This is a genomic window from Fibrobacter sp. UWB15, assembly GCF_900177705.1.
In the GTDB taxonomy this organism is placed as follows: Bacteria; Fibrobacterota; Fibrobacteria; order Fibrobacterales; family Fibrobacteraceae; genus Fibrobacter.
In genome coordinates, this window is sequence record NZ_FXBA01000011.1 from 56,652 (window position 1) to 80,446 (window position 23,795).

General features: G+C 52.1%; 18 protein-coding genes. 7 read left to right on the plus strand and 11 right to left on the minus strand.

Going from position 1 to position 23,795, the window contains the following annotated elements; all coding sequences use genetic code 11:
• Positions 1-179: 179 nt before the first annotated feature.
• On the minus strand, positions 180-992 hold the full coding sequence (locus tag B9Y58_RS12835) for a sigma-70 family RNA polymerase sigma factor (protein WP_072800257.1): 813 nt from the start codon (positions 990-992) through the stop codon (positions 180-182).
• Between the two features lie 414 nt (positions 993-1,406).
• On the opposite strand from B9Y58_RS12835, the gene B9Y58_RS12840 reads away from it, so the two are divergent.
• From B9Y58_RS12840 to B9Y58_RS12865, 6 genes are all read left to right on the plus strand, one after another.
• Entirely contained in the window at positions 1,407-2,186 is a 780-nt protein-coding gene (locus B9Y58_RS12840) for a class I SAM-dependent methyltransferase (RefSeq protein WP_073057698.1), read from the plus strand.
• 3 nt (positions 2,187-2,189) lie between these two features.
• On the plus strand, positions 2,190-3,332 hold the full coding sequence (locus B9Y58_RS12845; protein WP_073057695.1) for a glycosyltransferase family 4 protein: 1,143 nt from the start codon (positions 2,190-2,192) through the stop codon (positions 3,330-3,332).
• Positions 3,325-4,347: a lysylphosphatidylglycerol synthase transmembrane domain-containing protein gene (locus B9Y58_RS12850; protein WP_073057693.1), complete on the plus strand. Its 1,023-nt coding sequence runs from the start codon at positions 3,325-3,327 to the stop codon at positions 4,345-4,347. The genes B9Y58_RS12845 and B9Y58_RS12850 overlap by 8 nt, the downstream gene beginning before the upstream one ends.
• A 98-nt stretch (positions 4,348-4,445) precedes the next feature.
• The gene (locus B9Y58_RS12855; protein WP_073057691.1) at positions 4,446-6,656 is read left to right on the plus strand and encodes a UvrD-helicase domain-containing protein; all 2,211 of its coding nucleotides are present in this window, start codon (positions 4,446-4,448) and stop codon (positions 6,654-6,656) included.
• Entirely contained in the window at positions 6,653-7,462 is an 810-nt protein-coding gene (gene murI / locus B9Y58_RS12860; protein ID WP_073057688.1) for a glutamate racemase, read from the plus strand. Before B9Y58_RS12855 ends, murI begins: the two co-directional genes overlap by 4 nt.
• 139 nt (positions 7,463-7,601) lie before the next feature.
• On the plus strand, positions 7,602-8,240 hold the full coding sequence (locus tag B9Y58_RS12865) for a hypothetical protein (protein WP_073057685.1): 639 nt from the start codon (positions 7,602-7,604) through the stop codon (positions 8,238-8,240).
• A gap of 113 nt (positions 8,241-8,353) precedes the next feature.
• Here the strand turns inward: B9Y58_RS12865 and B9Y58_RS12870 are convergent, their stop codons facing one another.
• Positions 8,354-10,465, minus strand: a complete 2,112-nt coding sequence (locus tag B9Y58_RS12870) for a glycosyl hydrolase (RefSeq protein WP_073057682.1) — start codon at positions 10,463-10,465, stop codon at positions 8,354-8,356.
• 159 nt (positions 10,466-10,624) lie between these two features.
• Between B9Y58_RS12870 and B9Y58_RS12875 the strand changes: the two genes are divergently transcribed.
• On the plus strand, positions 10,625-11,320 hold the full coding sequence (locus B9Y58_RS12875) for a hypothetical protein (RefSeq protein WP_233247976.1): 696 nt from the start codon (positions 10,625-10,627) through the stop codon (positions 11,318-11,320).
• Here B9Y58_RS12875 and nth read toward each other — a convergent pair.
• From nth to B9Y58_RS12915, 9 genes are all read right to left on the minus strand, one after another.
• Positions 11,317-11,931 (minus strand): endonuclease III, encoded by a 615-nt coding sequence (gene nth / locus B9Y58_RS12880; RefSeq protein WP_073057680.1) that lies wholly within the window; start codon positions 11,929-11,931, stop codon positions 11,317-11,319. The two genes, B9Y58_RS12875 and nth, sit on opposite strands and share 4 nt — an antisense overlap.
• Before the next feature lie 113 nt (positions 11,932-12,044).
• Positions 12,045-12,833 carry a serine O-acetyltransferase gene (gene cysE / locus B9Y58_RS12885; RefSeq protein ID WP_073057678.1) on the minus strand — a complete coding sequence of 263 codons (789 nt, stop codon included), beginning with the start codon at positions 12,831-12,833 and terminating at the stop codon, positions 12,045-12,047.
• Positions 12,830-13,336: a hypothetical protein gene (locus B9Y58_RS12890; protein WP_073057676.1), complete on the minus strand. Its 507-nt coding sequence runs from the start codon at positions 13,334-13,336 to the stop codon at positions 12,830-12,832. The genes cysE and B9Y58_RS12890 overlap by 4 nt, the downstream gene beginning before the upstream one ends.
• Positions 13,337-13,882, minus strand: coding sequence for a hypoxanthine phosphoribosyltransferase (hpt, locus tag B9Y58_RS14460; RefSeq protein WP_073057674.1), 546 nt, complete (start codon positions 13,880-13,882; stop codon positions 13,337-13,339).
• Positions 13,883-13,884: 2 nt separating this feature from the next.
• Positions 13,885-16,299, minus strand: a complete 2,415-nt coding sequence (locus B9Y58_RS12895; RefSeq protein ID WP_073057671.1) for a DUF3536 domain-containing protein — start codon at positions 16,297-16,299, stop codon at positions 13,885-13,887.
• 101 nt (positions 16,300-16,400) lie between these two features.
• On the minus strand, positions 16,401-18,260 hold the full coding sequence (locus B9Y58_RS12900; protein WP_073057669.1) for a glycosyl hydrolase: 1,860 nt from the start codon (positions 18,258-18,260) through the stop codon (positions 16,401-16,403).
• Positions 18,261-18,390: 130 nt separating this feature from the next.
• Positions 18,391-20,142, minus strand: coding sequence for a glycosyl hydrolase (locus tag B9Y58_RS12905; protein ID WP_073057667.1), 1,752 nt, complete (start codon positions 20,140-20,142; stop codon positions 18,391-18,393).
• A gap of 126 nt (positions 20,143-20,268) precedes the next feature.
• Positions 20,269-22,575 (minus strand): glycosyl hydrolase, encoded by a 2,307-nt coding sequence (locus B9Y58_RS12910; protein WP_073057665.1) that lies wholly within the window; start codon positions 22,573-22,575, stop codon positions 20,269-20,271.
• Positions 22,576-22,734: 159 nt separating this feature from the next.
• Entirely contained in the window at positions 22,735-23,760 is a 1,026-nt protein-coding gene (locus tag B9Y58_RS12915; RefSeq protein WP_073057663.1) for an aldose 1-epimerase, read from the minus strand.
• Positions 23,761-23,795 lie beyond the last annotated feature (35 nt).

The window sequence follows — 23,795 nt, forward strand, 5'->3', positions numbered from 1 at the left end:
TGAGTCTGTGCGTGCTTTCCGAAAAGTTTGATATAAAAAGAAGCCCGGTTTTCAACCGGGCTTTTTAATTGTTGGTTGTTTGCATGACGAAACGAAGTGACCCCTACTTGTTGATTTTAGTCAGCTTGTGGGAAAGGGGTCCAGGGGGCGGAGCCCCATGCGTCATAGGCAGCGATTAATTATTTATTAATCGCTGCGAGGAATGCGTCCTTCTTGTCTTGCAAGAATTCCTTGCTGTTGTACTTGCGGATACGGCGCAGAGCCTGGTCGCGCAACTGACGTACACGTTCGTGGGAAATGTTCATGGATTCGCCCACTTCGCGAAGCGTCTGCGGAGCTTCCTGGTTGATACCGAAGATACCTGTAATCACCTTGGCTTCGCGTTCCGGAAGCTGTTCCATGAGGTCGCGGGCCAAAGCTTCGACGCTTTGGATTTCGGATTCGTTTTCCGGGTTTGTGGCGGTGCCGTCGGGCAACACTTCGGCATACGTTGCCTTGGAGTCTGCCTTCAGGGGGCTGTCGAAAGAAACGCCGCGCTGACCGATCTGGATAAGTTCGCGGATCTCTTCGTTGATTTCCTTACCGCGGCTCTGTTCGTGCAAAGCCTTACGCACGCGCAAGTGCTGGTTCGCCGGCAAGCGAATCAGGTTGCCCTGTTCGTTAATGGCGCGGGTAATGTAAGCCTTGATCCACCACACGCCGTAACTAATGAACTTAAGACCACGAGTGTGTTCAAAGGATTCGATAGCACGCACGAGACCCATGGCGCCTTCGCTCACCAAGTCCGGCAGCGGAATCGGGCAACCACGGTATTGAATAGCGACTTTCAAAACGAAACGCATGTTGGCAGAGATAAGCTTTTTACGGGCGATCTTGTCGCCTTCTTTAGCTTTCTGGAACAGAATCTGCTCTTCTTCACGAGAGAGGGGAGCGGTGCGTCTAATATCTTCGAGGTAACGTTTTAGAGTTGTATCAGTAGAATCAATATGCATTTTATAACCTTACATCCTTAATATCGCTTTTTTTTAAGCAAGATGCGTGCCAATTGTGTAAAAAAATTGCAAAAAGTACCAAATTTACCGTATGCTGTCACACTTTGATGAATTTTGTCCCGTAATTTAGAAAAATTGTCTTAAAATTTCAACTATTGTCATAAAAATATGACAAATCGGTGCTGTGTGGGAAAAGCCCGCAGACATAGCGCGCTTGTTTTTTCGGAATTTTATCGGGTTCTTAAGGGCAGGGGGAAGCATACCCCTTTACAGACCGTTCGGCTCTATTTCTAACAAAAAAATGTGATATAGCCTCACTCTCGCCGTCACGACTCGTTTATACGAGTCGCTTTCGGCTCACGGCAAAAATTGAATTCCAAATTTTGAATTCCGAATTAGTATATTTTACACGCTATGTCTATTAAAGAACCTGATCAGTCTGTCTGGAACAGATTTTGGCAACAGAAGAACGATATGGACAAGGTTTATCCTTCGTCCCCGTCTGTGTTGAATACGATTAAGAAGAATTTTAAACTCGAAGGCCTCAAGGTTTTGGAAGTGGGCGCCGGTACTGGTCGCGACAGCGCAGAACTGGCTCGTTTGGGTGCCGACGTCTATGTGCTCGATTACGCCGAAAACAGTTTGAAAATTGTGGATGGCATTCGCGCGAAGGACAACCTTTACGATAACCTGAAGCTTGTGCGTGGCGATGCCTTCAAGGCTCCGTTCCCGGATTGCACTTTTGACTTGGTGTTCCATCAGGGCCTGGCCGAGCATTTTAAGGATTCGCTCCCGCTGATCAAGGAAAATTACCGCATTCTAAAGCATGGCGGTCACTGCCTGTGCGACGTTCCGCAGACCGTTCACCCTTACACCGTAATCAAGCACATTTTGATTGCGATGGACAAGTGGTTTGCCGGTTGGGAAAAGCAGTTCACCATGCCGCAGCTGAAAAAGCTCATGACCGATGCGGGCTTTGAATGCGTTTATGACTATGGCGACTGGATGCGACCGAACCTGTTCTACCGCATTGTGCGCGAAGTGGGTTTCAAGGTGGGCGTGGAACTGCCGAAGTATCCGCTGCAGGGAACCGCTTACCAGAAAATTAAGGACAAGATTCTGGATTCTCTTGAAAACAATTCGCTTATGCACTACACGCAGTTGTGCATTGGAGTCCTGGGCAGAAAGCCCTAGCCGATGAACATCCTTGTAGTCAATTACCGCGACCGGATGCACCCCGCCGCAGGGGGCGCCGAAAAGCACCTTCACCGTATTTTTTCTCAGATTGTAGAATCGGGGCACAAGGTTGTGCTCCTGACGACGGCTTTTGCAGGTTGCAAGCCTCGCGAGACGGTCGACGGTATCGAGGTGATTCGCAAGGGGGGCGATCTGCTGTTCCAGCTCACGGTGGCGATGAATATCCGCAAGCTGGACCGTGAATTCAATTTCGATGTGGTGGTCGAGGACTTGAACAAGCTTCCGCTGTTTACGCCGTTCTTGACCAAGAAGCCGGTGGTGGTGCAGATGCATCACTTGTGGCGTAGCTCCATTTTCCATGAGGCGTCGTTCCCGATTGCCTTTATGGTGTGGGCGTTTGAACGCGTTATTCCGTGGTTCTACCGCAAGCAGCCGTTTGTGGTGGTGAGCCCGAGTACCAAGTACGAACTGGAAGAAATCGGAATTGACGAAGACCGTATCTCGGTAATCTATAACGGCTCCGACGATGTGGATCCGTCGCAGGTCGAGAAGTCTGAAGAAGTGCCGAGTACGCCGTACTTTTTGTGGCTTTCGCGCGTGCACCGCTACAAGGGAATTTGGACGGCGCTTGAGGCTTTTGAAGAATTTGCCGAGAACGAGAACCACCCCGATGTAAAACTCGTGGTGGCGGGTGACGGCCCGCTTTTGAAAAAGATTCCGGCGTGGCTTAAAGAGCGCGGGCTTACGGAGCGTGTTGAACTTTTGGGATTTGTAACACCTGCAAAGAAACGCGCCTTGTTGCAGAAAGCGGTGGCGCTCTTGCAGACGAGCTACAAGGAAGGTTGGGGCCTCACGGTAGTGGAGGCTGCAAGGCTTGGGACGACGACGATTGCAAGCGATGTGCCTGGACTCCGCGATAGCGTCAGGAATGGTGAGACGGGACTCTTGTTCCCGGTGGGGGATTTTCATACTTGTGCGTCCGAAATGGACAGGCTTTATAGCGACGACGATTTGCGCACGAGGCTTTCGGCGGCGGCAAAAAGCTATGCGGGCGAGTTCCGCTGGGACATTGCTGCCGAGAAGACTCTCGATCTTTTGCAGGACGCCGTTATAGAGCGGCAAGTGGGGGGAGGAAATGAGTAAAATGAATGGCCGACTGAAATCGGCGTTGATTTTTTGTTTGAAGTTGGTGGTGACGGCTGTCCCCGCTTACTTTGTGTACCGAAACATCGTGATGGCGCCTGACTGGAGCGTCGACGATTTGTATCGCCTGTTCAGTACGCATAGCATTTGGCCTTTGTTTGTTGCGCTTTTGTGCCTTGGACTTTCGAACTTTACGGCGTGCCTGCAGTGGAAACTTTTGCTCGAAAAGCAGAACGTGAAACTCGGTTACGGACATTTGCTCAAGCTTTATTACGTGGGCTTGTTCTTCAATAACTTTATGCCGGGCAATGTGGGTGGCGATGCCAAGAAGGTTTACGACATCCGTATGCAGGGTGGCCAGGATACCGTGGGTGCGGGGCTTACGGCAACATTCTTTGACCGCCTTTACGGGCTGTTCTTTATTACGCTGTTTGCTCTTGCGATGGGCCTTCTGTTCTTTATGCACGACGAGGCACAGCGCTCGTTCATGTGGCCCTCGGTCTGGATTTTTCTGGGGTTCTGCGCGTTGTTTGCCGCCCTTTGCAGCCGTAGGCTCGGACGCTTGTTGTGCAAGGCGCTCACGAAGATTTTTCCGAAAAAGGTTAACGAACGCCTAATCCACATGTTCGAACGATTCCAGCAATTCCGTTCGGTAAAGCTTTTGGCGTCCATCAACATGCTTTCGGCGGTGACGCAGGGGCTCCGAATTCTGGTGCATTATTTCTGCGGAATCGCGGTGGGCGTGGACCTCTCGATTTCGTGGTACTTCTATTATATTCCGCTGGTGGCAATCGTGAGTGCGCTTCCGATTTCGATTGGTGGTTTTGGCCCGCGTGAACTTTTGGCGCAGTCGCTGTTTGCACGTGCCGGAGTGCCGGGCCTAGAATCGGTGGTGATTCAGTTGCTCGCTTACTTTGTGAGCTTGGTGCTGAGCCTGTTCGGTGCATTCGTGTTTTTGCTTGGCGGAACGCCTGCGACAAATACGCCTGCTAAGACTACAGGCGAGCCGAAATAATTCGACGGCGCAGGCCTTGGAATACCCTGGGGCGTGCGACGGTTTTTAGATAGCGGTGGCGACTTACATGTACTTCGCCCCATTCCCTACGAGGCGTTATGGACGCCGAAGAAATACTCAAGGGCTTAAATTCTGACCAGCGTGCAGCGGTGTTGCACGACCATGAGAAAAATGCGCAACTTCTGATTTTGGCGGGGGCCGGCTCGGGCAAGACGTCCGTCTTGACCAAGCGAATCCAGTACAGGATTCTTTGCGGTGTAGAACCTGAAAAAATCTTGGCGTTGACCTTCACCGCAAAGGCCGCCGCCGAGATGCGGGAACGCGTGCAGAAACTATTCCCGAATGCGGGCGTGCGGCTGTGTACGTTCCATTCGCTTGCGCTTTACATGCTCAAGTGCAAGATTCCGTGCGGAAGTGCGGGCGGCGAGCGCCCGGCTTATGAACTGCTTGGCTTCAAGAAAATTCCTTCGCCGACGGAGTCTTCGGAACGTGAATTTTCACAGGCGCTTTCGAAACTCAAGCTGAAAGTCAAGGTGTCTCGGGAAAATTTGTTTTCGGATTGCTACGGAGCGACAGTGTCGGCAAAACTGCAGCCGCTTCGCGATGCGGTGCTGGAATCGGGACAAGTCGTTTTCGAAGACTTGATTTATTCGGCGATTCAGTTGCTCGAAACCAACGAGGCGGCACGGAATTATTTTCGCGAACAGTGGAAAGAAATTCTGGTCGACGAATACCAGGACATCAATCCGTCGCAATACCGCTTGGTAAAGGGCTTGCTCGGCGACCGTAAGCAACTATTCGTGGTAGGCGACGACGATCAGGCTATTTATGGATTCCGCGGTGCCGACATCGGAAACATCGAACGCTTTTGCGAAGACTTCAAGGAGTCTACTCAGATTCGCCTGGAATGGAATTATCGTTCGGTGCCGAATGTGCTGTATTTGGCGAATGACATTTTCAAGAATAAGCCGATTCACCTGCGCAAGATGCTGCGTGCTGGCAATTTGAACGGCTCTGGCGGAAATCCGCTGTACAAGGAAAATCGCAAGCCCGAAATTTGGGTGTCCGATAATCCGGTTGAAGAAATTCAAAAGATTATCATGTCGATTAAGGAATTGCGCGAAGGTTACGACCTCGCCTGGAAAAATTTTGCGATTCTGGTTCGCTACAACCGTCAACGACTTTACTATGAGCAGGCGCTGCGGGACTACAATATTCCCATTGCGGGTGAAACGGTGACGGAGGCGGGCGAAATGAAAAATGGAGTTACCGCACCAGAGGTGACTATAGAAGATGGTGTACACATCGAAACGGTCCATGCATCCAAGGGACTCCAGTATGCGGTGGTGTATTATGCCGGTTTATGTGAGAAACTTACGCCCGGGGAATGTACAGGCGACCGCAAGGCCCGTAAAAAGCAATTGGATGAGGAACGTAGGCTTTACTACGTAGGGGTAACCCGTGCCGAGGCGTGTCTCTTTTTATTATATTGCAAGCGTAGATTCTGGAAAGGCAAATTGCGAAGGTTTCGACGTTCAAGATTTTTGCCTCACGAAAGGAATCGAAGCTCGGAATGGAATATGCCTGTAATTTTGTTTAAAATCTATGTCGCGGTGGCGGTGCTGGGGTATATGCTGTTTTATATCCTTTCGCTCCCGTTTACCAAGCCTTACTACGGAAAAAATTTTGATGCGTGGCTTGACCGTAAAATTCAGGATTTTTCAAGATTCTGCATGAAGGTTCTGCGTGTAGACTTGACGATTGAAGATCAGGCGCAGCTCGGCAAGGTGGATTGGAGCCGCCCGGTGTTCATTGTCGGCAACCACAATTCGTTTGCCGATATTCCGATTGTATTTTTGTCGCTCCAGAAGACGGTTGGTTTTGTAGCGAAAAAGTCGCTCGCCCGGATACCGTTCCTGAATTTCTGGATGCATAAGATTGGATGCATTCTGGTAAACCGCGAAAAGGGCGGTGCTGCAAAGGCTGTCCGAGATGCGATTGCTAAAAGGGGCAAGTCGGTGCGCGTGTTTATTTTCCCTGAAGGGACCCGCAGTAAAACCGGTGCGCTAGGCACATTTAAGAGCGGTGTATTCCGCTTTGCTTGCGAAAACGATGCCTTTATGTTGCCGATTGTCATTAAGGGTTCTGGCCCCGTGTGGGAACGCCGTAAAGACACCAAGCGTTGCCAGGTGAATGTGAAGGTGCTTGCTCCGCTTGATGTTCTGGAGTGCCGCAAAGCAAACGAAAAATTCGACCCCAAGGTTCACATGCTTCCCATGGTCCACAAGATGATGGAGGATGCTCTGTGATAGGCGTTTTCGATTCAGGTTTTGGTGGTCTGACTATTTTGAAGAACCTGCAGAAGGCTTTGCCGCAGTACGACTATCTTTACCTGGGCGATAATGCCCGCGCCCCTTATGGCTCCCGCAGTTTCGAGACGATTTTCCGTTATACGCTGCAGGCGGTGCGCGAGCTGTTCAGCCGCGGCTGTCCGTTGGTGATTCTCGCCTGCAATACGGCGTCGGCCAAGGCGCTCCGGAGTATTCAGCAAGATGTGCTGCCGTATGAATTCCCGGACAAACGCGTGCTCGGCATTGTGCGACCCACCGCCGAAGAAATCGGCAAGTTCAGCAAGTCGGGTCATATCGGAATTTTCGGGACGGCGGGTACGGTTTCGTCGGGCAGTTACCTGATTGAAATCAACCATTTTTACCCCGAGCTCAAGGTGACGCAGCATGCCTGCCCCATGTGGGTGCCTCTGGTCGAATACGGCGAAAGGGAATCCGAAGGGGCCCGATTCTTTGTCAAGAAGGACGTGGACGCCTTGCTCGCCCAAGACCCGGATATCGATACGGTCTTGCTCGCCTGTACCCATTACCCGCTCCTGGAGGGGGCAATCCGTGCCGCACTCCCCGAAAACGTGAAGCTGGTGTTTCAGGGTGACATTGTTTCCGAGAAGACGGTGGACTACCTGAAGCGTCATCCGGAGATGGATGCCCGCCTTACAAAAAATGGAAAAACAAGGTTTTTGACCACCGACACCGCGAAATTCTTCGAAAAAGGGGCGTCGCTCTTTGGAATGACCGGTTTTTCGGCAGAGTCAGTTACCTTTTAGCTTATAAATTTGTATCTTGCGTATTGAAATGGGCAACGGACTACCATAAGTAGTCCGATTGTAAGATTTATATAAAAAGGGGACCCCGGACCAAAAATTCGGGGTTCCCAAAGTTTAACCTAACTAGAGTGGATGACAAATGCCTAAAACACAGATCAATCTCGAAGGTTGGCAGGATTACCGCGGCAACGCAGCCGGTAGCTTGCTCTACGTCGAAACCAGCCACCAGTCCGAAATGCCGGTCCGTGACCAGCTGAACGAAAACGGTAAGGGTTTCCTTTATGAACCCAACTACGAAACCAGCACCTATGGTCTGATGAGCTGCTATAACGTGAAGGCGATTAACGCAATCCTCAAGGCAAAGAGCCGCTACATTCTGTTCGGCACCCGTTACGAAGGCCTGAGCGATTCCGAACTCCGCAACAAGTACTTGATTATGGGTTACATGCGCATCGACAAGATCAAGGATGTGCGTACCCGCCATATCCAGCGCTACATGGCTAACCCGGAACTTGAAGAACCGGAATGCATGCAGATGGAACACAACTGGGCTGTCTATGGTCCGATGCGCTTTGTGTCCATGAACGACGCCTTCGTGGTGACCGACGAAATCCTCAAGGAATGGGGCTACCGCGGTCACGCTAGCCGTCAGCTCAAGGCCGTGTTCAAGAAGGAACATTTGGAACAGATCCTTTCTTACCTTGATTCTAAGGAAGACAAAATCGACGAATACATCGCGACAGTCGATGAATTCAAGGAAGCCCTCGAAGAAGGGTAATAGTTGCTAAAGCAACAAAAAAGGCGGGCTTAAAGCCCGCTTTTTTTGTTGAGTAGGAAGTAGACGGCCGACAGTAGAAAGAAAAATACTGTCTACTTCCTACTTCTAACTTCCTACTTTTTTATCGCTTTCTCCGTAGCGTTTTTCGTCTTCACGAGGTACATGCCCTGGCGCAGCTCGAGACGGAGCGTGCCGTCGGCGTTCAGAGCCTGGCCCTTGAGGCCGCTCCATACGAGGTTACCGTTCAGGTCGAAGACTTTCGCCGGGGCGAAACGGTCGTTGGCTGCAAACTTGGGTGCCTTGATGATACCGCTAGAAGAGCAGCCTGTGGCCACAATCTTTGCGATGTAGATTCCGGTGGCGTCGCTGTTGAAGTGGAGGGCGGTAGAGCCGTTGTCGCCTTCCTTTTCGAGATCAACGGTGGTTTCGCTCCACTTGCCTGCGGCGGCGGTGCGACCGTACTGGTAGTCGACCCAGTTGCCACCGTTTGCGGCACCCACGTTCACGTAGGCGTTGGAGTTGTCCTGGCTACGCATGGTAATCACCAGTTCGGAGCAGTTTGCCAGTGCGGCGGCACCTTCTTCGCTGATGTTTACGAGCTGGCTCTTGTAGCCGCAATCGGCCTGTTCGCAACCGGCGAGCGGAACGTTTACGTAACCGGTTATGCCATCGAGTTCGCCGGCTTCGTAGGTGACGGCGCCGAGGTCGTCGCTCATGGCCTGCCAGGTGGAAACGTCGGTGGTCTTGGAGTAGTCGAGAATGACGACGTCTGCAGACGGGGTGATGACCGGTTCAGTGTAGTTCGGGTCGGTCGTTTCGTCTTGGCAGGCGGCGACGGTCGAGGCGGCTGCGGTCTTGGTGAGAACAAGCGTCGTCACCGAGCGGGCCGGGAGCATATAGCAGCTGGCGATGGTGATGTTCTTGCTCTTGAAGCCGTTTTCCTTGGACTGTACTGCGGTTGCGACGTTCATGCCGCTGATTGCCGGAGCGTCAAGCTGAATGGCGGTCTTGCCAGTGTTGATGACAACCACGGTAACGGAGTCGCCGGAGGCGCTTGCGAAGGCGACTGTCTTGAGGTCGTTTTCGGTGGTAGTGGCAGAGATTGCCTTCCAGCCCGGATTCACGAACTTGGAATAATGGCGCATGGCGTGGTATTCAGGGCCAATGACGATTTCGTCCTTCTTGCAGCTGCCCCAGCCTTCGGTGCAAACGCCAATGAGCTGGCCGCGGCCTTCGCCCCAGAAGAGTTCCCAGGCGATGTAACCGCCGAGCATGCCATCGGTAAAGCCGACCTGCATAATGTGGGCGAGGCCCACCATGTCTTCTTCGCGGGTCTTGTCGAGCATGTTGCAGAACTCGGTCATGATAATGGGTTTGCCCTTGCCGCCGTAGGTGGAGCCGATGGACTTCATGGCCTTGCGGAAGTTTTCAGGAGCGAGGTAGTTGTTGCCGGAGTTGTCGTTGCCGTCACCTGCGTGATACAGGTGATAGGCATAGCCGTCCAGCTTGTTTTCGTCAAGTTCCTTGGCATACTTCTGAAAGTTGTTATAGCCGATGCCGAGGGGCTCGGGGCCGAGAATCTTCGTGGTGCCCTTCACGGCGTCATAGACCGCATTTAAAGCTTGCTTGTAACCTGCCGCTGTGTCTGTTTCGGTGGGATTGAACAGGGTTTCTTCGTAATCGGCGTTCATGTCCGGTTCATTCTGAATGCTGATGTAGTCGGGTGCGATACCTGCGGCCTTGTATGTTTCGAGACTCTTTTTCCACCAGGCGGCAAAGTCACTGTAGGCGTAAGCACCATAGGCGTCGCCACTGACTTTTTTCAGGGAGTTGTCGGCCGAACTTGAACCGTCTTTACCGTTCACGCTGCCGCTCGGCTTGAGGTTGCCCGGTGCAGACCAGCTGGACATTTCAATCTTCAAGTGGTTGCCGAGGCGCTGCTTGGCTGCTTGCACGATTTCGATATCGTCTTGGCTGACCTTGGCAGTATCGGCCTGGAGCCAGTTGCCCACGCGCAAAAGAGAAAGGTTGAGGCCCGTAAAGGCTGTATCAAAAAGGGCTTGCTTGTTCTTGTCGGCAAGTGCCGTTATCCAGCTCTGGTAATAAACGGATCCGCCGCCGAAACCGACAATTTCTTGCTTGGTTGCGGTCGGGTCGACAGTAATGCTTGCTGCAGAAGCGATTGTGGCTGCAGCGAGGGCTGCAGTAGTCAGTTTTTTCAACATAGACACAACTCCAAATTTTGTGTCAAGATAGCTTTATTTTGTGGTTCTGTTTACCCTTGAATTGTAAAAAAGAAATCGGAAAAAGTGGCCTGCTTAAGAATGGTTCTATTTTAGGGGTTTATTGTTCCGAATTGTAAGTATTTGGGTATATTTAGAGTGATGGAAAACGAGAAACAGAAAGCGACAGACCAGGTACGTTTAAATCTGGTGACGGTGAAGCATGAAACGCCGTCGTCTTTTTGTTTGGATGATCCCGGAACGTGGCCCGTGGTTGTCCAGTTTTTGCTGTATCCGAAAACTCTGGGCGGTGCGCATTTTGTTCCGTTTAGATTGTTGCTTGTGATTGCGATGATTTTCTTTACGGTGCAATTGATGCGTGATGGTTACGACGCATGGATTGCGCAATATTTGCATTGCTTGAATCTGCCGGTGCATGAAACGGGGCACTTGGTGTTTTCGATTTTCGGAAATCGCGTGTTGCATTCGCTGGGCGGTTCGCTGTTCCAGATTATCATGCCGCTCGTATTCTGCTTTGCGCTGTGGATTAAACCGCGCGATATTTTAGGAGCGTCGGTGGCGCTTTGGTGGGCGTTCGAAAACTTTATCGACGTGGCGGTGTATATTGACGATGCATTGCACATGAAGCTGATGCTCATTAGCGGCGGTACCGGTGCCGAAGCCCCTTATGGATTCCATGACTGGAATTTTATCTTGTCTGAGACAGGATTACTACTCAAGTACGATACGATTGCAAACGCCGTTTATACCGCGGGCTACGTAGGAATGTGGCTTTGCGTGCTGTGGGGGGCCTGGAGCCTGTTCTACTATTGGTTTTACCAGCGGAATAACGACTAGAGCTTGCTGCAGATGGGGCATTGCTCGGGCTTGTGGCCTAGAGCTTTGCAGTAAGTGCGACCGAACAAGATGATTTGTAGGTGGCGTTTTTCCCATTCGCTTTCGGGGAAAATTTTTTTGAGGTCTTTTTCAGTCTGTTCTACAGAAGAGCCATCGGAAAGTCCCCAACGTTTTGCGAGGCGGTGAATGTGCGTGTCCACCGGGAAGGCGGGAATCTTGAATGCGTGAATCATCATGACGCTTGCGGTCTTGTGGCCGACGCCGGGAAGCGCCTCGAGTTCTTCGAAGGTTTGCGGCACAACGCTGTTGTATTTTTCGACAAGAATCTTGGACAAGTTGAAAATGTTTTTGCCCTTGGTGGTCGAAAGCCCGCAAGGCTTGATGATTTCGGTGATTTTTTCGACGCCGAGTTTGACCATGGCCTTGGGCGTTTTCGCCTTCTTGTAAAGTTCCTTGGTCACCTGGTTTACGCGGAGGTCGGTGCATTGCGCACTCAACACGACCGCGACCAGGAGCGTGTAAGGGTCAGAGTAATCCAGTGGAATCGGCGGGTTTGGAAGCAACTCGTCGAGCGTTTCGCTGATGAATTTTATTTTGTCTGCTTTTTTCACCTAGAGATCCTTCGACGCGCTTCGCTTGCTCCTTCGAACCTAACTCAACTACAGAACTAAAGTTCTAAGTTTCGTTTAGCTCAGGATGACACGTTCGTGTCACTTCCTGCTGCTTACTCGCAGTCGCGGGTGAAGTCTTGCTGCATGTTGAAGCTGGGCATTTCGTCGTGTGGCTTACCGACTTGTACGGCGGGCACGCCTGCGTAAGTCGTATGTGCCGGAACGTCGCTTACCACCACAGCGCCAGCGCCAATCTTTGCGCCATCACCGATGTGGATGTTGCCGAGCAGCTGCGCATGGGCACCGAGCATCACGCCGTTTCCGATTTTCGGGTGACGGTCGCCGACTTCGTTGCCGGTACCGCCGAGTGTCACGCCGTGCAAGAAGCTCACATTGTTGCCAACGACAGCGGTTTCGCCGATGACAATGTTTGTGGCGTGGTCAATCAAAAGGCCGTAACCGATTTTAGCGGCCGGGTGAATGTCCATGCCGAACTTGCGGCTAATGATGCTCTGGAGCATTTTGGCGGGGAATGATCTGCCTTCTTGCCACAGGGCATGGGCGGCGCGGTATGCCTGCAGGCCCTGAAAGCCCTTGAAGAACAGAAGCGGTTCCAGGAAACTCGTACAAGCCGGGTCGCGAAGAACCGTTGCGTACAAGTCCTTGCCTGCGCAAGTGACCAGTTCCGGATACTTGAGGTAAAGAATTCCGAAAACTTTTTCAAGCTCAGTACGGTCAATCACCTCGCCAGCAAGCTGACAAGAAAGAGTGACCGAAAGCATTGCGGCAAAGTTCTTGCTGTTAAGAATTTGCTCCGTAATCATCAGTACCGAAAGAGGTTCGTCGTGAACTAACTTTTCGGCTTCGCAACGGATTTTCTGTTCTATTTCTTCGACGTTCATTTCTTTGCCTTGTCCTTCGTATCGTCATCTTCGTCATCCAAGGTGGGGATTACTTTGTTTTCGCGGCACAGGTTTTCTTCGCGAATTTTGAAGGTGAAGTCTACGAGGTTATTTTCAAACATTTTCTGATAGGGCTTTTTCTTCTGCACACTTTCGAGGGCGCAGGTACAATAGTTGATTCGCTGGATAAGCGACTTTTCGCTGCCAGGAGTTCCCTTGCCAAAAACACATTCGTGCATAATGGCGTATTCCATGGCGCGGTCATAGCGGTACTTGCACTTGTTGGGCATGTCGGGCTGGGCTGCTACACGTTCAATAATACCTTCGTTGGGAATACTTGTGAATACGCTACAGGTAACGATGCCTGCAATAAAGAACAATAGGCATACGCCAAGGTTAATCAAGAACCTTTTGCCGCGGCCAATCTTGTTGTAGCTACGTTCAACCGCTTCGAAAGCTTGAGTGGCGTGAAGCCGGACGTCATCTAAATCGTTGTTTGCCATTTAGTTTGTCTCCTGTAGCGTCCAGATTTCGGGGAGCATACGGTAGTCTTCTGCGAAGTCTAGGCCGTAGCCCACCACGAATTCGTTTTTTATTTCAAACCCCACGAAATCGGCTTTGATGTCGACTTCGCGACGTTCTTGTTTGTTCAAAAGTACACAAGTGCGAATTTCCTTGGTGCCCGCTTCCATGAGCAGGTTTGAGAGCCCGAGGAGCGTGGTTCCTGTGTCGGCGATGTCGTCGACGACCAGAATCTTTTTGCCGTTGAGGTCAAATTTGTCGAGCCCACGCACTTGAAGTTTCCCGCTAGATTCAGTGGAATTGCCGTAACTTGAGGCTTTGATAAAGGCAATCCTTTTTTGTTTCGCCTTTGGGCCTAGAGCCTTTGAAAGTTCCCTGGTCAAGTCGGCTGTAAACATGTAGGCACCGGTGAGGGCGGAAAGCAGGATGTCGTAGTCGTAGGCCGCAGCAATTTCTTGGGCAAGCGTAACCATACGCCCTCGAATTTCATCTGCACTAATCAACGGCTGTTCGGACATCCTGTACATTTTTATACCTCGAAGTTTAACCAGCTGAACATCGGCTTGAGTGCCGCAATCTTGCTGGTCGGGTATTTCACGTATTCTTGGTAAGCGGGGAACACCTTGTTTTCGAGAGTGGTCTTGTCGATTTCGAGCTTGAGCCAGTCGGCAACCGTGATAAGTCCCGTGATGTGATGAACGGCGTTCGTATCGAAGCTTTCGAAAACGGAGTCGATCAGCTTGATGAGCTTTGCATGGAACATACGGCCTGTTCCGCCAAAGGAATAATGCGTATGCAGGGCGTTCGCTTCCTCAATCAAATCCTTGATTTCGTCGAAAACCTTCTGGTCGTCGTTTTCCATGTATTCGAGTGCCAGGTGGTGAATCTTGGAGTTGATTTCGAGCGAAAGAATCTTGCGCATCGTATCTGGCAGGGTGTGGTCAAGGTCGGCCAGACTGTCGATTGAAAGGCCATGCGAAAGGGCGAAGTTCGAGAACGATTCCGTAATTTCGTTCAGGTACTTCTTAGTCGAAATCTGGTTGATGCGCTTGATGGAGTCGCTCATCAGGTTGCGCATGCGAACCACATAGGCGGTGGGGTAGAGCGCCTGCAGTTCCTGCGTGCTCATGTTCGGATTTTCAACAAACTTAAGCCCGTTCTGTTCGTTTTCGCCATCGGCGACGACCAGGTTGATGCGGCCGAGCATGTCGGTGATGGCAAGTACCGTCGAAATGCGGCGTTCGTTGATGTACTTGTCGTAATACTCGGTGCGTACAAGCGTCTGGCGCCTGCGAGAGGCAATCTTGGTCGCGACAATCTTCTTGTTCTTTTCTGAATCGTCATCTAGGTTCAGGTGGAAAATTGCGGCCTGTTCGGCCATTTCCTTCACGACCACCGGGACACTCTCTTCGGCGTAGTTTGTAAACACCTCGGCGCCGTTCCACTTGTGTTCGTTACTGGTGGCGCGGGCAAGAATGCTAATGACTTCGTTCTTGATGTGGTGACCATACGGCAGGAACGGCTCCAGGAGTTCCATGGCACGGAGGGCGTAGCGCATGTTCTGTACCGGTTCCAGACCTTCGATGTCGTTGAAGAACCAGCCGCAGCTCGTAAAGCTGAACAGACAGAATTTTTGAACTTCCAGAAGTCGGATTGCCTTGGCGCACATGTCGGGGTCGTCTGGATTCTTGACCGTCTTGGCAAGGAATGCCTTGATGCGGGATTCGTCTTCGGGAGCAACCAGGACTTCGACAAAGTTGTTGCGTGCATCCCAGGGATTCACGTCCGAAATCTTTTCGAATTCGCGGTAGAAAATGTCGTCGGCGAGTTTTTTCAGGTGGTTGAATGCGTCGCGCAGAGGACCGCGCCATTTCTGGTTCCAGCCCGGGCCGCCGCCTGTCGAGCATCCGCAATCGCGGTACCAGCGGCCAACGCCGTGAGCGCAGCTCCAGGCGCAACCTTCGCTGTAGAAGTTCTTGAGCAAAACTTCGTGCTGCGGCGGGAATTCTTCGAGGAACCAGCCGTAGTTTACCGGTACCATGTTGTGGTCGGGGGCGTAGTGGTTGTAGAGCCAGGCGGCGCACATGTCGCCGAACGGTTCGTGGTGACCGTAACTTTCGCCATCGGTACCGATGCTTACCAGCTGCGGGTCTGTGCGGTTTTCGTCCCAGGCGTCCCTGATGCGGTTGCCGAAGGTGCCTGCGTCGCGCAACAAGTGCTCAAAGCCCACGGCAGAAGAAAGCCACGGGTTGTAGAAGAATACATCCAGGTAGCCGTCGCAAACGAGTACGCCGTCTTTGTTGCGTGGGTAAATGCGGTACGGGCGCGTTGTGTCGATATCGGTGTTGCTACAGCCAGTCCATTCGGTATCGCCCAGCTTGCGGAACTTGTCTGCCTGCGTGGGCGAAAGAATCGTGTACTTGATGCCGGCCTTGATGAGTTCCACTACTGTGTCAAAGTTGATTGCGGTTTCGGCGAGCCACATGGCTTCGGGCATGCGACCAAAGTGGAACTTGAAGTCTTCGATGCCCCAGCGGATCTGCGTCTTTTTGTCTTCGGCGCTTGCGAGCGGCATAATGATGTGGTTATACACCTGCGCAATGGCGTTACCATGACCATTTAGGCGTTCGGCGCTTCGCTTGTCGGCTTCTTGAATGCGCTTGTAGGTGTCGGGCGCGTTCGTGCGAATCCAACCCATGAGAGTCGGACCCATGTTGAAGCTCATAAAATCGTAGTTATTGACAATATCGACAATACGTCCGTTCGGGCTCAAAATACGGCTGGCGGAATTCGGACTATAACATTCACTTGCAATACGGTCGTTCCAGTCGTGGAAGGGGCGTGCGCTCGGCTGATTCTCGATAACGCCCGTCCAAGGATTTTCACGAGGCGGCTGGTAAAAGTGACCGTGGATCGTAAAATAAAGGGGGTGCTTCTTTTCCATGTTAACAAATATAAAAAATAGTGGGCGAAAGGCAGTGACGAGTAAACAGAAGGACTCGCTTGAGCGAGTCCCTGTTTGCTAATGTTATTTTTTTGTAGGCTTTATTTCACCTGAATTCTCTGTGCGTAGTTCATGGTGCCGTTCTTGGCGCGAACGATGTAGTTGCCGCGGGCGATTCCGTCGAGGCTGAATTGCAGAGAGCCTGCGGGCAGGTTGCCCTTGGCAAGGCTTACAACTTTGTGGCCGAGCATGTCAAACAGGGCGATGCTTGTGTGGCCTGCTTGCGGAACGGTAATGCTCAAGTTATTGCCTTGTAACGCAATGTTTAATTTGTTTGTGATTACACTGCGAATTGGGGTGGTGCCGGCGTTTACGTTATCCCAGCCGGGCATGTCGTCGAGAGCGATAATGCGTTCGTCGTCCAGGTTACGCTTCCACATGTCGGCAGGAGTCTTTTCCAAGAAGTTTCCGCTCCAGGTCTGGCTCCAGGTCATCCAGTAGCTCCAATAAGCCTTGTCTTCGGCAATGCTGTCGATGTCCGGAATAGCACCGTTTTCGCTCAAGGCAATCATCTTGCTTGTGCCCACGTCGCTCACAATCTTGTTGTAGTAATTGGCTGCAGAATTGTGGTCATTCAGCGGGTCGTAAATATCGACTGCGACAATGTCTACGTATGCATCGCCCGGGTACCAGGCCGCATTCAGAGCGCTGTAGTCGTAACCGAATTTCGGGTCGGTATTGATGTTCCAGACCCAGATTAGGTTGGTGAGCTTATTGGTCTTGACCATGCGATCGAATACCAGGCGGTACAGCTGTACATAGCATTCGGCGCTTGCGACTCCCCACCAGAACCAGCCACCGCTTGCTTCGTGAAGTGGGCGCCACACGACGGCGATTCCCTTGTCTTGCAGTTGCTTGAAGTAGCCCGAGACAATGTCCACGTCGGCGACGATGTCCTTGTATTCCTGTGAGGTTTCATCAATTTCTTGGCACTTGTCGCCCTTGAAAGCCTTGGTGTAGTTAAAGCAGGTGTTTGTGTTCGAAGTGCCCATGACGCCTTCGGTGCAGCCGGGGTTGTTAAAGCCTGCGGGAGTGCCCTGCGTGTAGAATACGGTGTCTTCGCCGACCTTCCAGTGCCAAGTATAAGTCGGAATGCCGCCCATGTTCCACAAGTCTTCGGTCATGAGCAAGTTGTTTTCGGTGTAGCCCTTGAACCAGCCTTCTTCATGGTGGCCGCCTGCGGCAAAGAGCATGTCGAAGCCGCCGATAGCGGGGTAGTGGCCGCTACGCTTGTAGAATTCGGCGATGTCGGTCTGGCCCTTCCACGAGACTTCTTCGTCGCTGAACTTGCAAGAGTCCGCGGGCGTGCAGCCGCCAGGCGGAATGAGTCGCATGTTGCCGTAATCGTAGTTGAAATTTTGGTCGCTAATCATCATGCCGCTAACGGTCTTTTTGCCGAAGTTTTCGCGCAGGAAGGAGTAGAGTTTCTTGGCGCTTTCGCTGGCGTTCGGCGTGACTGGTGCAGTTCCGATGTTGAATGTCGGGTCGGGGTGGCGTTCGACGGTAATGTAGTCCACGCCGAGAGCCTGGTTCCCTACGGTAATCTTGTTTTCGCCGGCCTTCATCTTGGCCGATGCCGAAACCACGTAACTCGAATCGCAGTTGCGCGGGGTGGTGAGCATGGAACCCACATCCACTCCGTTGACCGCGATTTTAGAGGTGGTCCAGTCGTATTGCTTGATTAAAACCTTGGTGGTAATATCGTAGACGGCGGTTTCTTCAACCTTGACGGTGAACGTGATGCCGCTCGGGTCTGCGGTCTTTGCGTACTTTCCGCCCGAAAATTCGGCGCCTTCGGCAACGCTTGCGCCAGGCAAATCTTCGGCTTCGTACATGGTGGGGGCTGCAAACGCAGACACCACGGAGAATGCGGACAGCGCCGCGAGTAATTTACATCCCATACAACACTCCTTAATTTATGCCTTAAATATACCTTCGAATGGCCGCGATTTTCATTTTGAAAGCAAAAAAGCGGAAAAGATGTTGTCTTTCCCGCAATAATCGTTTTACGCGTTTTTTAGCGAAATTTGGCTATTTTAGCGTGATTTTGAGGCTCTGAGTCAATCCGTTCGCCTGAATTTTTACTAGGTACGGTCCGCGGGCGAGGCGTGAAAGCGCAATCGTGCCGTTCTGGCTCATTTTTCTTACGAGCACGCGGTTTCCTTGCAAATCGTAAATCGAAACTTGAGCCGCGTCAGCGCTCAGATTTACCTGCAAATCGCGACCGACAAGCCGGACTGCGGGGGAGGCTTTCTTGGAGGTGGCGATTGCGGTCGGCTGCATTTCGTACTTGTCCCAGCCGGGCATGTCTTCGAGCGTGATGATGTAATCGTTGTTCATCACGGTCTTCCAGCTTTCGGCGTTGTTGTCGTTTGCCCAGCCTTCCATGGCGTAGTCGCCGTACCACGGCATGAACCAGCTCCAGTTCGCGCCATCGGCCTTCATTTCGTCGGGGTAGGGCACGGAGCCGTTTTCGGACAAGGTGACGATCTTTTTGGCGCCGTACATTTCCTTGACTTTTTCGAAGGAACTCACGAGCGAGGCGTGGTTTGCTTCGCGGGGGTAGTAGTAATAGTCGCGGCCTACGACGTCTACGTATTCGTCGCCTGGGTACCAGTCCAGCGCATCGGGGGCTTCGTCGGTGGTCCAGACCCAAATCAGGTTATGCAGGTCTTTCTTGTTCACGAAGGTGTCAAACATGAGCTTGTACAAGGCAACACAGGCTTTAGCACCGTCGGTCCCCCACCAGAACCACTTTCCGCTCGCTTCATGCAGCGGGCGCCACAGCACGGCAACGCCTTCTTTTTGGAGTGTCAAAAGCGAATCGGCAATCATTTCCATGTCGCGCATAAGGGCCTTGTATTCGTCGCTGTCGGTTTTCCACTTGCCGGTGGTGGTGTCGTAAGCAAGTCCGATGCTGAATTCGGTAAAAGGCGTGTTGCCGCTAGATTCGGTATAAAACGCTTCCACGTCGTGCATCGGGTCTTTCCAGTGCCAGTTGAATTGCGGAATGCCGCCCTTTTTCCATACGGTCTTTGCCATTTCCAAGGAGGCATGCGTATAGCCTTGATACCATTGCTGGTCAGAACTCTTGCCGGAAGAATGCAAGAAGTCGAAACCGACGAGCACCACGTTCTTGCCGCTCGCTTTGTTGATGTAGCTGAGTTCGGTCTGGGTGTCGAAATCTTGCGGGGTGTACTGCCCGTTGTTTTCGAACGGGCGTTCGGTCATCACGCCGCTGATGGTGCGCTTGCCGAAATTGCTGAGCAAGAAGTTGTAGAGCTTCTGGGCGCTTTCGGTGGGTTCAGGCGTTACAGGCGTCGGGCTGATGTTCCAGGGGGTCGCCTCGTATTCTGAAACTTCAATGTAGTCAACGGCCACCCATCCCCAGGAATGGACAATCCCGATGGCGTTTTCACCTTTTTTTAGCTTGACTTTACCCGCCGCCTTGAGGACCTTAAAATCATCGGAAACTCCGAAGGTCACCTGACCGGCGGAGCTTCCGTTCAAAGTCAGATTCTGGGTTTTGCTGCCGCGATTGGTGGGGAGTTTGTAGCTCACGTACAGCGTGTAGTAGCCGTCGCTTGGCATGTTGACGGTGAATGCGAGGTCGCCTTCGCCCATTTCGACATATTTGCCGCCCGAGGCTTTTGCGTCGGTCAATGTCTCGATTTTGTGGTCGTCGGCAGGTACGGCGTCTTCGGCTTCGACGCGGATGGCCGCTGCCATGGAGTAGGTCGAAAAAGCGAGCGCTGTCGCGGTCAAAAACTTGTAGGTATTCATACAACCTCCGGTTCCATTTTAAAATACATTATTTTCCCCGAAATTGAAAATTCATTGTTCAAATAGAAGAATCCCCGCGGCAAACTTGCGTCGACCACGGGGATTCTAGGAGTCATGAAGAGAAACTTACTTGATTAATACCGGCTGGGTAGCGGCAATGCCTGCGCCCTTGACGCGCACGATGTAGCGGCCCTTGGGCATGTCGGCGAGGCTGAATGCGCTGGTGCCTGCGGCGAGGTTACCCTTGTAGAGCGTTGCCACGCGCTTGCCGTTCATACCGAACACTTCGACGGCAACCATGCCAGCCTTGGCGGTAGTGAGCGAGACGGTCTTGCCCGAGACGCCGAGCTTGGCGGAGGCGCTTGCCTTGGCGACCACCGGCTTGATGGCGGCAGGTGCGCCCGTTTCGTCGACGAGTTCGATCTTTGCGATATGACCCTTGCTCTGGTCGGCGGCGGTGAAGAGTTCGGTCTTCTTGTCGAATGCGGAAATCACCTTGCCGTTGTCGGCGACGAGTTCGTCGAAAATCACGGTTCCTTCGAAGCCTACTGCTGCAACCATGAGCGTTACAGAGAAGAGGTTGTCGAGATCGATCGGATGTTCTACCTTGTCGTCATCTTCGTACTTGGTGATGTCGAATTCGCAAGTAGCAGAGGCTCCGTCGTTAATCCAGCAGCCGGTGGAGGTAGACATTTCCCATGTCCAGGCGTCGTCCTTCATGCCGTTTCTTACAAAGGCGAGACCAACCCAGATGCCATTGTCTGCACCGCCGGAACCGTTATTTGTAATCTTCAACGAAACTGTCGTTGCACCGGTGAGGTTCGGAACCTTTTTGAGTTCGATGTTTGCACCGCTGTCGTTCAAGGCAGTGTAGGTCACGGCCATCATCAGGTTCTTGTAGTCTTCGGGAGTTGCTTCGCCGGCACCGTACTTGGCGTTTTCGGTCGAGGTCGGGCATGCCTTTGTTGCAGAGACTGCTTCATTATAGTTGTCCCAACCCGGCATTTCGTCGAGCGTGATGATTCGTTCGTCGGCGAGGTTCTTCTTCCATACGCTTTCGGCGGTTTGACTCACGAAGCCTGCAGACCAGGATTCGTACCACGGCATCCACCAGCTCCAGGGGGCGTTTTCTGCGTACATGTTGTCGACATCGGGAATCGGGCCGTTTTCGCTGAGGGCGATAATCTTGTTGGTACCGCCCTTGTTGGCAAAGTCGATGAATGCAGCGCTGTTGCTCTGGTGATCGTTTGCCTTGTTGTAAATGTCAACGCTAAGAACGTCGTAGTAGGTTTCGCCCGGAGTCCAGGAAAGCTTGGAGGCGTCTTGCGGGTTAAAGTCCCAAATCAAGTTGTTCACGCCGTTCTTGAACACCATGCGTTCGTAGAGCAACTGGTAGAGGGCGACAAACTGCTTGCCCGTATTGATGCTCCACCAGAACCAGTTTCCGCCGGATTCATGCAACGGGCGGAAGATGGCGGCAACGCCTTCTTTCTGGAGGTCCAAGAAAATCTGGGAAACGTAGTCGATATCTCCGACAATCGCCTTGTAGGCGGCAGAAGTCGTATCCCAAGTGGTGGAACCCTTGATGAATGCTTCGGAGAAGTCGAATTCGGTGTAGGTGTCATGAGCACCCTTCACGTAAAATTCAACTTCGTCACCCGGGCGCCAGTGCCACGTGAAGGCCGGAATGCCGCCCTTCTTCCAGGTGGTTTTTGCGATATCGATAGCCTTTTCGGTGTACTGCTGGAACCAGCCTTCGTCCTTGTTGGCGCCGGTTGCGTTCATGAGGTCTGCACCGATGAGTGCCGGGTATTTGCCGCCGGCCTTGTAAACTGCTTGCACGTCTTCGTGCTGGGTGGCATCGCCAATGGTGTAGGCGTCCATGTTACCGGTCATCACGCCAGAAATCGTCTTCTTGCCAAAGTTGTTGACCAGGAAATTATAAAGCTTGATTGCAGACGGGGTGGCATTCTTGGTAACGGGAGCGTTGCAAAGGGTGAATGCCTTGGCTTCAAATTCCTTGACTTCGATGTAGTCCACATCGATCCAGCCCCAGCTATTGGTAATGGCGATCGTGTTTGCGCCTGCTGAAAGTGTAAGGACGGTTTCGACATCGACAAACTTGCCTTTGTCTGTAACCGGGAAGGAAACCTGAGAGGTAGTACTGCCGACACCGACATAGTTGATCTTGTCGCCACCGTAGTTGTTCATGTAGTGGACCACTACGCTGTATTGGCCGGCTTTCTCGACGGTAACAGCGGGGAACGTGATGTCGCCGCCGTTCATCTTGACGTACTTGCCGCCCGATGCTTCGGTATTGGAGGCGACAGCTGCGTCTTTGGTGAGTGTTCCGTCTTCGGCTTCGTACTGCGCCGCACTTGCAGATGCTGCAGCGGCAAGGCCGAATGCGAGAAGGGTTTTAGTAAATTCCATAACAGACTCCTATATTGTCGTCTTGGAAAATAGGTTTTGCTGAGTGCATTTCAAAGCATATTTTGAATAGTGTTGAATAAATCGTTGGGTAATTCTCAACAAAAAAATCCGCCAAAATGGCGGATTTCGTAGATTGCAGTTTACAAAAAACTTGCGTTTTTATAACTCGATGCCCGTTTTTTCGTGGAATCGGAACCCGAATGTAAACGTGCGTTCTTCACCAGGCGGAATTACGATGAGGCCGCGGTGATGGTTCAATGCATCGGGCTCTGCAGTCATGGGCTCGATAGCGATGCTCATGCGGTCAGGCGGAGTGTAGATCTGGATTGCGTTATATTGCTCGACACCGGCCTTCTGCCAAATATCAAGCGAATAGTTGTCGCTTTCGAGCGATACGTGAGCGTTGTTGATAAAGTCAGAACCGTTGGCCTTCAATTCCGTGACATCTTTTTCAAGGCAGAAACAGTCGTTAATAAATTCGTCGTTAATCTTGCGGCCGCTTTCGAAACGGGAGTCTTCCTTGAATTCGCCGGTTGGAATGTCCGCCTTGTCCAACAGGGCAAGCGAGCAACTGGGCAATTTCATGGTCAAGTTGTCAATCTTTTCGCCCAAAGTAAAGTACGGGTGCCAGCCTTCGGAATAGGGCATATCGGTGTTGCCGACGTTTTTGACGGTCGAGGTAATCGAAACGCTTTCGCCCGTGAAGGTGATGGTGTTTGTGGCACGGAAGGGAAACGGGAAACCGGCAAATGCACCCGGCCAGTCACAAGTGAATACGGCGGTGCAACTGTCTGCTTCGCTTTCAAAAGATTCGAATTCCCATTCCTTGTTCTGCAAGAATCCGTGCAGGGCATGCGGAGCCCAGCTTACGTTGTTCACAAGTTCGTAAGTCTTGCCCTGCCAGGTGAATTTGGCGTAGGCAGTGCGGCCGGGGAAGGGGGTGAGCCTGCAACCGGCATTTGTGTCAGGAGAAATTTTTCTAAGGGTAGGTTCGTCTTTGTAGCCGTAAAGCAAATCGAGCATTGTCGAGGTTCGGGTATTTTGCTGATTTTCTACGGGGACTCGCCAACCGTTGAGTCCGCAGCCAAAACCGTTCAGAATTTCAAATTCGGCTCCGTCATCGCGTTGAAGCACGAAACAGGGGATGGTGCCCAAGGGGCGGAAAATTAGTTTGAATTGGCTCATAGGTTAATAAATGTACAATAAATAAGGGAAAAATG

What these genes read in the sequence shown, in the direction of transcription:
- B9Y58_RS12895 (WP_073057671.1), bottom strand. Translation starts at nt 16,299, where the DNA reads ATGGAAAAGAAGCACCCCCTTTATTTTACGATCCACGGTCACTTTTAC.
- B9Y58_RS12875 (WP_233247976.1), top strand. Translation starts at nt 10,625, where the DNA reads ATGGAAAACGAGAAACAGAAAGCGACAGACCAGGTACGTTTAAATCTG.
- hpt (WP_073057674.1), bottom strand. Translation starts at nt 13,882, where the DNA reads ATGTACAGGATGTCCGAACAGCCGTTGATTAGTGCAGATGAAATTCGA.
- B9Y58_RS12910 (WP_073057665.1), bottom strand. Translation starts at nt 22,575, where the DNA reads ATGGAATTTACTAAAACCCTTCTCGCATTCGGCCTTGCCGCTGCAGCA.
- B9Y58_RS12905 (WP_073057667.1), bottom strand. Translation starts at nt 20,142, where the DNA reads ATGAATACCTACAAGTTTTTGACCGCGACAGCGCTCGCTTTTTCGACC.
- B9Y58_RS12890 (WP_073057676.1), bottom strand. Translation starts at nt 13,336, where the DNA reads ATGGCAAACAACGATTTAGATGACGTCCGGCTTCACGCCACTCAAGCT.
- B9Y58_RS12865 (WP_073057685.1), top strand. Translation starts at nt 7,602, where the DNA reads ATGCCTAAAACACAGATCAATCTCGAAGGTTGGCAGGATTACCGCGGC.
- B9Y58_RS12835 (WP_072800257.1), bottom strand. Translation starts at nt 992, where the DNA reads ATGCATATTGATTCTACTGATACAACTCTAAAACGTTACCTCGAAGAT.
- B9Y58_RS12915 (WP_073057663.1), bottom strand. Translation starts at nt 23,760, where the DNA reads ATGAGCCAATTCAAACTAATTTTCCGCCCCTTGGGCACCATCCCCTGT.
- B9Y58_RS12845 (WP_073057695.1), top strand. Translation starts at nt 2,190, where the DNA reads ATGAACATCCTTGTAGTCAATTACCGCGACCGGATGCACCCCGCCGCA.
- B9Y58_RS12840 (WP_073057698.1), top strand. Translation starts at nt 1,407, where the DNA reads ATGTCTATTAAAGAACCTGATCAGTCTGTCTGGAACAGATTTTGGCAA.
- cysE (WP_073057678.1), bottom strand. Translation starts at nt 12,833, where the DNA reads ATGAACGTCGAAGAAATAGAACAGAAAATCCGTTGCGAAGCCGAAAAG.
- B9Y58_RS12855 (WP_073057691.1), top strand. Translation starts at nt 4,446, where the DNA reads ATGGACGCCGAAGAAATACTCAAGGGCTTAAATTCTGACCAGCGTGCA.
- B9Y58_RS12870 (WP_073057682.1), bottom strand. Translation starts at nt 10,465, where the DNA reads ATGTTGAAAAAACTGACTACTGCAGCCCTCGCTGCAGCCACAATCGCT.
- B9Y58_RS12850 (WP_073057693.1), top strand. Translation starts at nt 3,325, where the DNA reads ATGAGTAAAATGAATGGCCGACTGAAATCGGCGTTGATTTTTTGTTTG.
- B9Y58_RS12900 (WP_073057669.1), bottom strand. Translation starts at nt 18,260, where the DNA reads ATGGGATGTAAATTACTCGCGGCGCTGTCCGCATTCTCCGTGGTGTCT.